Here is a 12,473-nt window from a genome sequence, read left to right on the forward strand (position 1 = left end):
CTCTCTTGTTACCCGCGGCCACGCCGGAAGCTGGCTCATACCTGTAGCCAGAACGTTACGGGGCCATCATTGACCAGCGAGACCTGCATATCAGCAGCGAAACGTCCGGTTTGCGTGTTCATTTCCTGTTGGCGGCAGCGCTCAACAAAGTATTCATACAGCGCTTCAGCGCGATCCGGCGCGGCGCCTCTTGAGAAGCCCGGTCGCATACCGCGTTCGGTATCGGCAGCCAGCGTAAATTGCGACACCACCAGCACGCTTCCCCCCGCCTGTTGCACGTTGAGATTCATCTTGCCTTCGGCATCGCTAAAAATTCGATAACCGAGCACGCGCTCGCACAGGCGATTCGCTTTCTGTTCGTCATCATCCCTTTCGACACCTAATAACACTAAAAGTCCCTGGCCGATTTCACCCGTCACCTCGCCCTCCACGGTGACGCTGGCACGGGTTACGCGCTGAATTAATGCAATCATGATTGGTCTGCTTCTTCTTGTTCTGCGGCTTGTTTGAGTTTGCGGTATTCCCCGAGAGTGACAGTTATTTCGGCACCAAGCAAGACGATACACCATGTCCAGTACACCCAGACAAACAAAATGGGGATAACCGCCAGCACGCCGTAAATCAACTGATATGACGGGAACATGGTGATATAAAGCGCGAATCCTTTCTTTCCTGCTTCGAACAGTACCGCTGCGACAAAAGCGCCGACAACAGCATCGCGGTTTGGTACGCGCGTGGTCGGCACAATGCTGTACAGCAGCCAGAACGAAATCCAGGAGAGAATCAGAGGGAATACCCTCAGGACGTTATCGATAACCGTGTTGAGCTCGCTGGCCCAGCGCAGAGAAAGCAGATAGGAGCTGATCGCCAGGCTGGCGCCCGCCAGCAGTGGCCCCAGGGTCAGGATCATCCAGTAAACGGCGAAAGAATACACTTTTGGACGCGTGCGTTTGCTACGCCAGATGGTGTTCAGGGCGCTGTCGATGGCATACATCAGCAACAGCGCCGTGACGATCAGTCCACAAGCGCCTACCGCCGTCATTTTGTTGGAATTTGCGACGAACTGCTCAATATAACGCTGAATAACATCTCCCGTCGCCGGGATGAAGTTAGCAAAAATAAAATGGCGTAACTGGAGGCTGACGTCGGAAAACATGGGAAAGGCGGCGAAAAGCGCAAAAACGACGGCGATCAACGGCACTAACGAGAGCAACGAGACATAGGCCAGGTTCCCCGCGAGGGTGGTCATATTGTCCTCGTCAATGCGCTGCCACAACAGTTTAAGCCAGGCCCTGACTGGACGCGTATGATGCCTGGCTTTTTGATGCACGTTTTTTAGCATAACAACTTCGCGAAATAGTCCGGGATGGTCGTTTTATCCGTCACCAGAATACTGGTGATCCCCAACTGGTTAGCCCCTTCTATATTATCGGCGTTGTCGTCAAAAAAGACCGTATCGGCGGCAGAAAAACCTTCTGTCTGCAAAACATGCTGGTAAATCCGCACCTCAGGTTTACGCATGCCCAATTCCTGGGACAGATAAATATGATCGGCAGCCTGGCGAACTTCAGGGTATTCATCCGGCCAGAAGGTCGTATGCAGACGGTTGGTATTAGACAATACGACGACACGATGCCCCTGCTCGCGAAGCTTATGCATGATGTCGATAACCTCGGGCCGTAATGCGACAAATACCGCCTGCCAGCCGTGGGAAAATTGCTCATAGCTCAGCGGTAACGCCATCTCATGGCACAGCGCTTCTGCGAAGGCTTCATCAGTGATCTCCCCCCGCTCATGCTGATGAAACGCCTCTCCCATCGTAAAACTTTGCTTCAACGAAGCCAGCGGGACACGGCTCAGGTCACTCCATGCACCTAACACGCGGTTGAAGTCGATATCGACAATCACATTACCTAAATCAAAGATATAGAGCATGATCCTCTCCTTGCAAGCCGTGGATGAATAACTGTAGCGGGAAAGCAGGAGTTTGACTATGCGCCGGACAGGGAAAAAATCGACTAACGCAAACGGAAAAAAGGCGATGCAATGCATCGCCTTAACACTTTTCGCCGGATGGCGGCTATGCCTTATCCGGCCTACAAAACAGCCCGTAGGCCCGGTAAGCGGTAGCGCCACCGGGCGACCTGCCGGATGGCGGCTTTGCCTTATCCGGCCTACAAAATAGTCCGTAGACCCGGTAAGCTATCCGCCGTTATGGTTCAGAAGCTGTATTTCACCCCCAACATCGCTGCGGTATCACTGTAACTGTTGTCGCCTACCTGCTGAGCTACATTCCCCCACACCTGCAAACGCGGGTTAATTTGCCCTTCCACACCAACTTTCAGCTCACCAATATTTTTGGTGCCGCTGATTTCATCCCGGATCGCCCCCATCTGGACGCTCTGGTTATGGGTATTGTGGAGCCAGTTTGCTTCAACAAACGGCTGAAACTCGCGGTCTTTGCCATCATCAATGGCGTTATGGCTCTTCAGGTATGCACGCACACCGAGTCGGGTCATCAGGTTGCCGTCAGTTTTGTCTTTCACCTGAGTGCCGTTGCTTTCACGGTGCGAGTCAGCCTGCACGTCCATCCAGGTCACCTGGGCTTTTGGCTGGAGCCAGTAACTCGTACGCTCGCTTTCGCCTATCAGGAAGGTGTATCCCCCTTCGATGGATGCCGTGATACCGTCAGATTTGTATTTTTCACTGGCAAGATGGTCACCCTGCACGGTGTTATCAAACCAGTTATAGAGCACCCAGCTATCCAGATACGTCCCGGTTTTATCCGCTTCATTCGCATACCACGTCGCATACAACCCCGCGCTGTAGCCGTTCACATGACCGCGTGAAGCGTAGCCATTATGGGTGTTATGCGTTTTACTTTTCTGATTGGCATAACCTGCCATCACACCCAGATGCCAGCGGTCGAGACTATCGCTGCTCCACTGCGCCAGGTCGCCGCCAATCTGCAATACATAGCGATTAGCCTGCGTTTTCAGTTGCTTGCTGCCATCAGTAAAGCGCATATGACCACCTACGTTACGCATCCACATGCTGGTCACTTTCTGCTCGCCCGTTAATATGTCGGTGTACTGGGTTTCACCCAGGCGATCGTGCAGACGGGTGATAAACAGCGTATTGGCGGCATAGTTGTTCGCCAGATAGCTACCAAATTCAGGGCGGTATTGATGTTCACCAGGTTCAGGCGCTGGCGGCAGCGGTGGCTCTGGTGGCGCGGGGGGATCAACAGGATCGACCGGCCCTGGCGGCGTTGGTGGTTCCACGGGATCAACCGGCCCTGGTGGTGCCGGCGGGTCCACCGGGTCAACCGGTCCCGGCGGTGTTGGTGGATCGACCGGGCCCGGGTTTTCTGGTTCCGGCTCCGGCTCAGGTTCTGGTTCTGGCTCCACCGGGCTTAGCTGGCTGGTGAGATACCAGTTGCTGGCATTTTTCACCACGTCATAGTCATAGCCGCCCGCCACAATACGTCCTGCTTTGGTGAACGTTCCGTCGGAAACGCCCTCAACGTCCACAATCTCAATGCCGTTAAGGGTCAGATCGCCCACACCGCCGATGTTATTGATGCCTACGTTGGTATTGCCGGAGGTATCCCCTTTGACGATCAGTTTATCGGTAAAAGAGTCATCGCCTTCAAGCACGGTGTTCAACACCAGTAACGCATCTGTGCCGGTGTAGTTGCCCACCACGGTCAGGGTTTTAAAGGTACTTTCGTCATCGCGGGACACGCCGTCTGCGCTATAACGTAATGTGGCCTGGTTCAGCGTCAGAGTAGAGACCACAGAGTTACCGGTCATCGTCCATTCGCTGTTTGCACCGTTTATATCCAGATCCAGCGTACCATGGTAGTTCGCGTTACTATTTTGTTGTGAAGAATCCGTTTGCCCCACAAAGCGGCTCCCCTCTTCCATCCGCAGATCCATCGTACCGCCGTAATATGCGCGTAAATTTCCTTCAATGTCGTATACGCCAGAGCCAACACTATCGGTAGCATAATCCCACGAGCGAACCAACGCCTGTGAACCATAGGCGTAAATGGCATAAGCGCCGCTATCAGTAACCTGAATTTTACTATCACCGCTAAGGTTCACCGTTGCAGAATCAGTAGATGAATACGCATAAACGCCATGTGCGCTCACGCCGGAGGTTTTCAAATCCACATTATTAAGGTTTATTAACCCTTTACGGGCCACATATACCGCATGAGCACTACGCCCTGACGTCGCGACTGATGCGGTGCCATTAACCGTAATACTCGCATCGCCTTTTGCTGTACCTGTAAATTGCGCGGGATCTCTACCTGCATAGATCCCGTATCCCGTATTCGCTCCACCAGGACCACGGGTAACAATATCAGTATCACCATGGATAATTATTGATGACTGGGCGTTATCTTTATTCGCAGACGCGTTGGCGCGTAGCCCCATTCCATTTTCAGCATCAACCGTTACATCACCATTGACTTCAACAATTGAATAATCAGCCTGTAATTCGCGACCAATATTTATTCCATCAGCACTACTTCCTGTTGCGGTAATATAGATATTATCTGCGACCAGTTTACCGCCTGCATTTTTAGAGTGGATTCCATCTGCTGCGGTGCCTGTTGTATTGATAACCAGATTTTTAAATTTATAGCCAATGTTATCAATATAGACACCCCAGCCAGTTAATCCTGAAGTGGTTCCTTCTGAGGTAGTATCAATACGGACTTCATCAAATCCACTGTAATCCCTTGCAGCTCCTCCGAGCGGATTACCATAGTGATATATAGTTGTATTGTCACAAAATAGTTGTGCGGTAGACGTGTAACTACATCCTGCTACAGCCTGCCCGCTCAACGCCAGCGCACTGGCAATACAGAGCGCGAGCTTTGCCGGGATCGGCGTTTTTTGAATAAGACGAGAAGATTTCATGAGAGCCACCTTTTCTGTAAGGCTTTTTTATTCGGATAAAAGCATCAAAGACGCGTGCATAAGATATTTATAAAAGGCGAAATCCATCCGCTCATCTTTAAATAATTAAAGAGTCAGAGTTCAAAGGCGTAATGAATTGTCACCTTAGCAGAATAAATACAAGTATTCATTTAATCTGTCAATGTACGGCAGGGACTCATGAGATAACAGTAAATAAAATGCACCTTATTTATTGGCATTATTCTTAATAACTATTTTTATAAAATAAAAGCATCCCTGGCAGGAAAATAAACGTCTTATAAAACAACAGCTATCAGGGTAACAATAAGCAGGCGGTTTTATTTTAAGATTTTTATATCACCACCAGGATGATTATATATTTAGCAAAAAAGTGAAAAAGAACCGTCTAAAAAGACGGTTCTTTTTATAACCCCTTCAGACTGACGTTGCGTCATCCTGGCCTGGGCTAACCTGGACAATCTCAACCTGCTGTGACTGAAGCAGGTTATGCAATGCCGGGCCTGGGTACTCATCAGTAAACAGCGCCGTTACCTGCGACACGTTGCCAATCTCTACCGCTGCGGAAGCATGGTATTTCGTATGATCGGCAGCAAGGAGGATATGCCGGGAGTGAGCCATCATGGTTTTCACCACACTGGCTTCATTGACGTCAAACTCCAGCAACGCGCCATCGCTTTCTATCGCACCGACGCTGGTGACAAGATAGTCCGCACGAAACCCCGCCACAAACGCCGTCGCAGAAGGGCCGATAATGCCGCTGTTATGCGGGCGAAGCGTTCCGCCAGGCACCATCACTTCAAAACGCGGATTATTGTACAGAATATGCGCCACACGCAGGCTGTTAGTGATAATGCGCAGATGATTGTGGTTTAACAGCGCCCGCGCTACCTGCTCAACGGTCGTACCAATGGTGATAAAGACCGTGGAGCCGTCTGGAATATAGTCCGCCACCGCTTCCGCGATGGCTTTTTTCTCTTCCGTCCAGGAGACTTCTCGCTGCTCAAAGGCGGTATTCACAACGCTGGAAGCCCGTCCCGCGCCACCGTGATGACGCGTAATCAATCCCTGATCGCTCAGTTTGCGGATATCGCGACGCACGGTCTGCGTGGACACATCCAGCAGGCCAGCCAGTTCGTCAATATTCATGTAACCGCGCTCGCCAATCAGCGCCAGCAACTGATCATGCCGTGGGTTACCGGTCAGTTCAGTAAGACTCATGCAAATTCCTCGAAAAACCATTGCCTTACATTTTATACAAAAAGTGACAGAAAAGATCGGGTTTGATCACAGTCAGGGATTCCGGCACGCCCGCCTGGTCGGGTGCATTTCAGTGCGGCCACGCCGCTGGCAAACCTGACTGCCTCTTCGACTAGCGTTCCACCCGCCAGGCTAAAGGCGAGCGCACCGTGAAAAACATCCCCCGCGCCGGTGGTGTCGACCACCTCTACCGGGAATCCGGGTTGATGCCGGAAGACATTATCGTCTAACCAGTCGCATCCTTCACTGCCGCGCGTGACATAGACATGTCCATTTGTGAGCATTTGTGATTTTTTTAACGCGCTTACGGTATCCTGTATTCCCGTCAGGCGCGTCAGACCCGGTTCAGAGAAGGCGGCATGATCGCTTAACGCCACCAGCTCGCTGATGTCCTGTGGCGTCACATCGCCATCCAGAACCGTCATGACTCCGGCCCGGCGCGCCAGCGTGAACGCCCGTTTCGCCCCTTCATGCCAGCGAACATCCGCCAGCACCACATCCCATTGAGAAAAGTCGATCTCATTAAGCCAGTCAGCGTCATGCAATAAATCCGGGCTGGGATAATTGACGATAATCCGCTCCCCTTTCGCATCGACGATGACCGCAGACTGTGAGGACTTCGCCCCCGCGTAACGCCGGGTATAGCGGGTATTTACCCCCAGGGATTCCAGCTCCGCCAGCAGGCTGTTTCCGGTGTCGTCATCTCCCACACGCCCAATAAAGTCCACCTGCGCCCCCAGTTTCGCCACAGCCACTGCGGCAGTTGCAGCAGGCCCGCCGCCCACTTCCGTATAACGTTTCGCCACATATTTACCTCCTTCAGTCGGTAAACCTTCAACGTAATAGATGCGATCCATCACGGTGATACCCACACAAGCAACACGAATCATGGTCATTCCTTAAGCATTTCGGGATGCGATTATTTTAATTTCGCAAAATGTTTAAAAAGTGACGGCTGTCAATTTTTTGACCATAAATTACAAATACGATCAAAAACAGACAAAATCAGCGTCACGCAAGTGACAAAAAATGACATTTACGTTTCAGGAGAACGATATGGCAGTGATTGCATTTGTTGGATTAGGCCAGATGGGTTCGCCCATGGCGAGTAATTTGCTCAAGCAGGGCCATCAGCTCAGCGTCTTTGATGTGAACCCCGACGCCATACAGACCCTGGTGGAAAAAGGCGCTCGTCCTGCCAGCAGCCCGGCGCAGGCGGCGAAAGAGGCCGAGTTTGTCATCACAATGCTGCCTAATGGCGATCTCGTTCGCAGCGTGTTATTCGGCGATCAAGGCGTTTGCGAAGGCTTGTCACAGGACGCGCTGGTGATCGATATGTCCACCATCCATCCGCTACAGACGGACAAACTTATCGCAGATATGCGCGCCAGAGGGTTCAGCATGATGGATGTCCCGGTCGGTCGAACATCCGATCACGCCATTGCGGGGACGTTGCTATTACTGGCAGGCGGCAGCGCAGAACAGGTGGAGCGCGCAACGCCGGTACTGATGGCGATGGGCAATGAATTGATTAACGCTGGCGGCCCCGGCATGGGGATTCGCGTAAAGCTTATCAATAACTATATGAGCATCGCGCTGAATGCGCTTTCTGCCGAAGCCGCCGCGTTATGCGAAGCGCTGGGCCTCTCCTTCGACGTCGCGTTAAAAGTGATGAGCGGAACCCCGGCAGGCAAAGGCCACTTCACCACCTCCTGGCCGAACAAAGTGCTGAAAGGCGACCTTTCTCCCTCCTTCATGATCGATCTGGCGCACAAAGACCTGGGGATTGCACTGGATGTTGCCAACCAACTGCATGTGCCGATGCCGCTCGGCGCCGCATCCCGTGAAGTTTATAACCAGGCTCGCGCCGCCGGTCGTGGCCGGGAAGACTGGACAGCCATTCTCGAACAGGTGCGTAACAGCGCCGGATTACCGAACAAATTCAAAATGTAACGACTGAATAAAGGAAAACTGAATGAACAACTACACCATCAAAGACATTACGCGCGCATCCGGCGGCTTTGCCATGCTGGCGGTCGATCAGCGTGAAGCGATGCGCTTAATGTTTGCAGCTGCTGGTGCGAAGTCTCCTGTTGCCGACAGCGTACTGACGGATTTCAAAGTGAATGCCGCAAAAGCGCTGTCTCCTTATGCCTCCGCCATTCTGATTGACCAACAGTTCTGTTACCGCCAGGTGGTGGAGCAAAACGCGATTGCAAAAAACTGCGCCATGATCGTCGCCGCCGATGCGTTCATTCCCGGCAATGGCATTCCTGTCGATAGCGTCGTCATTGATAAAAAAATCAATCCACAAGCGATAAAGCAAGACGGCGGTAAAGCGCTAAAACTGCTGGTGCTCTGGCGCAGCGATGAAGATGCCCAACAGCGTCTTGATATGGTCAAAGAATTTAATGAGATGTGCCACAGCAATGGTCTGGTGAGCATTATCGAACCGGTTGTGCGCCCACCTCGCCGTGGCGATAAGTTCGACCGTGAACAGGCCATCATTGATGCCGCGAAAGAGTTGGGCGACAGCGGCGCGGATCTCTACAAAGTTGAAATGCCGCTGTACGGCAAAGGCGCGCAGCACGACCTTCTCGCCGCGTCACAGCGCCTGAACGAGCATATCAATATGCCGTGGGTCATCCTCTCCTCCGGTATTGATGAAAAATTGTTCCCTCGGGCGGTCAGAGTCGCAATGACTGCGGGCGCATCCGGTTTTCTGGCGGGTCGCGCCGTCTGGTCATCGGTGATTGGCCTGCCGGATACCAAACTGATGCTGCGTGATATTTCTGTGCCTAAGTTGCAGCGTTTGGGTGAGATCGTCGACGAAATGATGGCCCGCCGTCGTTAATGTGAGGATGAAAGCATGAAATGGTTTAACACGTTGAGCCACAACCGCTGGCTGGAGCAAGAAACCGATCGCATTTTTGACTTTGGGAAAAAATCCGCAGTACCTACCGGTTTCGGCTGGCTGGGAAATCAGGGACAGATCAGAGCGGAGATGGGTACGCACCTGTGGATTACCGCCCGTATGCTGCACGTTTATTCCGTTGCTGCATCGATGGGCCGTCCGGGCGCATATCAGTTAGTCGAGCATGGAATTAACGCGCTGAACGGCGCGTTACGCGATCGGCGCTACGGCGGCTGGTATGCCTGTGTAAACGATGAAGGCGTGATGGACGCGTCCAAACAGGGATATCAGCATTTCTTCGTCCTGTTAGGGGCGGCAAGCGCCGTCACCACGGGCCATCCACAGGCCAGAAAACTGCTGGATGACGCGATCGAGGTCATCGAAAAATACTTCTGGAGCGAAGAGGAGCAAATGTGCCTGGAGTCCTGGGACGAAGCCTTCAGCCAGACCGAAGATTACCGTGGCGGCAACGCCAACATGCATGCCGTAGAGGCTTTTTTGATCGTGTACGACGTGACCCACGATCGTAAATGGCTCGACCGCGCGCTGCGCATCGCCTCCGTCATTATTCACGATGTGGCCCGCAACGGCGACTACCGCGTCAACGAGCACTTCGATGCGCAGTGGAACCCCATCCGCGATTACAACAAAGATAACCCTGCCCACCGTTTCCGCGCTTACGGCGGCACGCCGGGGCATTGGATCGAGTGGGGTCGCCTGATGCTGCACCTGCATGCGGCCCTGGAAGCGCGTTTTGAAACTCCTCCCGCCTGGCTGCTGGAAGATGCCAAAGGGTTATTCCACGCCACCCTTCGCGACGCCTGGGCGCCCGATGGTGCAGACGGCTTCGTCTACTCCGTGGACTGGGACGGCAAACCGATTGTACGTGAAAGAGTACGCTGGCCGATTGTGGAAGCAATGGGCACCGCTTACGCCCTGTATACCCTCACCGGCGATAGCCAATACGAAGCCTGGTATCAGAAGTGGTGGGATTACTGCATCACTTATCTGATGGACTACGAGAACGGTTCGTGGTGGCAGGAGCTGGATACCAATAACCAGGTGACCACCAAAGTGTGGGACGGCAAGCAGGATATTTACCACCTGCTGCACTGCCTGGTGATCCCGCGCCTGCCGCTGGCACCGGGGCTGGCGCCCGCCGTTGCTGCGGGCCTGCTGGATAGCAATGCGAAATAACAATATGACATGCCGGATGGCGACGTTAAGGCGTCTTATCCGGCCGACGAGCGCCATGCTAACTGTAGGCAAGAGCGCTGCCGTCCGGCAACATTGAGGATAGAAAACTTATGCATACCCTACACAATATCACCCTGACAACAACCGATGGCGGCTTCACCCTGAACTGGCAAGATCGTCTGCTGCTATCCCACAGCGCAGAAAATCCCTGCCTGTGGATTGGCGCCGGCGTCGCCGATATCGACATGTTTCGCGGTAATTTCAGCATAAAAGATAAGCTGAATGAGAAAATCGCGCTGACTGACGCAACGATAAGCCAGTCCCCGGATGGCTGGTTGATCCATTTCAATCGCGGCGATGCCATCAGCGCGGCGTTACACATCGCCACCGATGAGGCGGGCCGCCTGACGCTGAAACTGCAAAACAGCGATCTTACCCATAACCGCATCTGGTTACGCCTGGCCGCCCAGCCAGAAGATCACATCTATGGCTGCGGCGAACAGTTCTCTTATTTCGATTTGCGCGGCAAGCCTTTCCCGCTCTGGACCAGCGAACAAGGCGTCGGGCGCAACAAAAACAGCTATGTCACCTGGCAGGCGGACTGCAAAGAAAACGCGGGCGGGGATTACTACTGGACCTTTTTCCCACAGCCCACTTTTGTCAGCACGCAAAAGTACTACTGCCACGTCGATAACAGCTGCTACATGAATTTCGACTTTAGCGCGCCGGAATACCATGAGCTGGCACTATGGGAAGACAATGCCACCCTGCGTTTTGAATGCGCCGACAGCTACATCGCCCTGCTGGAAAAATTGACGGCGCTGTTAGGCCGCCAGCCGGTGTTGCCGGACTGGGTTTACGACGGCGTGACGCTCGGCATTCAGGGCGGCACCGACGTCTGCCAGCAGAAGCTGGACACCATGCGCAACGCAGGCGTGAAGGTGAATGGCATCTGGGCGCAGGACTGGTCCGGCATCCGCATGACCTCTTTTGGCAAACGCGTGATGTGGAACTGGAAGTGGAACAGCGACAACTACCCGCAGCTGGATACCCGTATCAAACAATGGCAAGAAGAAGGCGTGCAGTTCCTCTCCTACATCAATCCTTATGTCGCCAGCGATAAAGATCTTTGCGCCGAAGCGGCCAGACACGGTTATCTGGCAAAAGACGCTGCGGGCGATGACTATCTGGTTGAGTTCGGCGAGTTTTATGGCGGCGTCGTGGATTTGACCAATCCTGAAGCCTATGACTGGTTCAAGAATGTCATCAAGAAAAACATGATTGAGCTGGGTTGCGGCGGCTGGATGGCAGATTTCGGGGAATACCTGCCAACCGACACTTACCTGCATAACGGCGTCAGCGCGGAAATTATGCATAACGCCTGGCCGGCGCTGTGGGCGAAATGTAACTACGAAGCGCTACAAGAGACCGGCAAGCTGGGCGAGATCCTGTTCTTTATGCGTGCGGGTTATACCGGCAGCCAGAAATACTCCACCATGATGTGGGCGGGCGATCAGAACGTCGACTGGAGTCTGGACGACGGTCTCGCCTCCGTGGTGCCTGCCGCATTGTCGCTGGCAATGACGGGTCACGGTCTGCATCACAGCGATATTGGCGGTTATACCACCCTGTTCGACATGAAGCGCAGCAAAGAGCTGCTGCTGCGCTGGTGTGACTTCAGCGCCTTCACCCCGATGATGCGTACCCACGAAGGGAACCGCCCCGGCGATAACTGGCAGTTTGATGGCGACGCGGAAACTATCGCCCACTTTGCCCGTATGACAACCGTCTTTACCACCCTGAAACCGTATCTCAAACAGGCGGTGGCGCAGAACGCCAGAACCGGTCTGCCGGTCATGCGCCCGCTGTTCCTGCACTACGAGGACGATGCGCAGACCTACACCCTGAAGTACCAGTATCTGCTGGGTCGCGACCTGCTGGTTGCGCCGGTCCACGAACAAGGACGCCGCGACTGGACGCTATATCTGCCTGAGGATAACTGGATCAACGCGTGGACGGGCGAAACGCTTCGCGGCGGCGAGATTACCGTGGACGCGCCGCTCGGCAAGCCTCCGGTCTTTTACCGTGCAGAGAGCGAGTGGGCATCTCTGTTTGCCTCTTTACGCACTATCTAATACGGCTCGCCCGTG

The 12,473-nt window shown here is 53.6% G+C and carries 10 protein-coding genes; 4 read left to right on the top strand and 6 right to left on the bottom strand.

Annotated elements, in window-relative coordinates:
- Nucleotides 1–35: 35 nt before the first annotated feature.
- The 6 genes from dtd to OGV50_RS07280 form a co-directional block, all read right to left on the bottom strand.
- Nucleotides 36–473, bottom strand: a complete 438-nt coding sequence (dtd, locus tag OGV50_RS07255; protein WP_047459887.1) for a D-aminoacyl-tRNA deacylase — start codon at nucleotides 471–473, stop codon at nucleotides 36–38.
- Nucleotides 470–1,342 carry a virulence factor BrkB family protein gene (locus OGV50_RS07260; protein WP_012133924.1) on the bottom strand — a complete coding sequence of 291 codons (873 nt, stop codon included), beginning with the start codon at nucleotides 1,340–1,342 and terminating at the stop codon, nucleotides 470–472. Before OGV50_RS07260 ends, dtd begins: the two co-directional genes overlap by 4 nt.
- The gene (gene yihX, locus OGV50_RS07265; RefSeq protein WP_047459890.1) at nucleotides 1,336–1,935 is read right to left on the bottom strand and encodes a glucose-1-phosphatase; all 600 of its coding nucleotides are present in this window, start codon (nucleotides 1,933–1,935) and stop codon (nucleotides 1,336–1,338) included. The genes OGV50_RS07260 and yihX overlap by 7 nt, the downstream gene beginning before the upstream one ends.
- Nucleotides 1,936–2,219: 284 nt before the next feature.
- A complete protein-coding gene (locus tag OGV50_RS07270; protein ID WP_115615284.1) occupies nucleotides 2,220–4,934 on the bottom strand; it encodes an autotransporter outer membrane beta-barrel domain-containing protein in 2,715 nt (904 codons plus the stop codon).
- 435 nt (nucleotides 4,935–5,369) lie between these two features.
- Nucleotides 5,370–6,173, bottom strand: coding sequence for a DeoR/GlpR family DNA-binding transcription regulator (locus OGV50_RS07275; protein WP_012133927.1), 804 nt, complete (start codon nucleotides 6,171–6,173; stop codon nucleotides 5,370–5,372).
- Nucleotides 6,174–6,205: 32 nt separating this feature from the next.
- Nucleotides 6,206–7,102, bottom strand: coding sequence for a sugar kinase (locus OGV50_RS07280; RefSeq protein WP_200093319.1), 897 nt, complete (start codon nucleotides 7,100–7,102; stop codon nucleotides 6,206–6,208).
- 166 nt (nucleotides 7,103–7,268) lie between these two features.
- Between OGV50_RS07280 and yihU the strand changes: the two genes are divergently transcribed.
- From yihU to OGV50_RS07300, 4 genes are all read left to right on the top strand, one after another.
- The gene (gene yihU / locus OGV50_RS07285) at nucleotides 7,269–8,165 is read left to right on the top strand and encodes a sulfolactaldehyde 3-reductase (protein WP_024130674.1); all 897 of its coding nucleotides are present in this window, start codon (nucleotides 7,269–7,271) and stop codon (nucleotides 8,163–8,165) included.
- 22 nt (nucleotides 8,166–8,187) lie between these two features.
- On the top strand, nucleotides 8,188–9,066 hold the full coding sequence (yihT, locus tag OGV50_RS07290; protein ID WP_286488412.1) for a sulfofructosephosphate aldolase: 879 nt from the start codon (nucleotides 8,188–8,190) through the stop codon (nucleotides 9,064–9,066).
- 15 nt (nucleotides 9,067–9,081) lie between these two features.
- Complete coding sequence (gene yihS, locus OGV50_RS07295) at nucleotides 9,082–10,323, top strand: sulfoquinovose isomerase (protein ID WP_115182264.1); 1,242 nt, start codon at nucleotides 9,082–9,084, stop codon at nucleotides 10,321–10,323.
- Between the two features lie 110 nt (nucleotides 10,324–10,433).
- Nucleotides 10,434–12,458: an alpha-glucosidase gene (locus tag OGV50_RS07300; RefSeq protein WP_200093321.1), complete on the top strand. Its 2,025-nt coding sequence runs from the start codon at nucleotides 10,434–10,436 to the stop codon at nucleotides 12,456–12,458.
- Nucleotides 12,459–12,473 lie beyond the last annotated feature (15 nt).

The sequence above is a fragment of the Citrobacter sp. CK180 genome (genome assembly GCF_030333655.1).
In the GTDB taxonomy this organism is placed as follows: Bacteria; Pseudomonadota; Gammaproteobacteria; order Enterobacterales; family Enterobacteriaceae; genus Citrobacter_B; species Citrobacter_B koseri.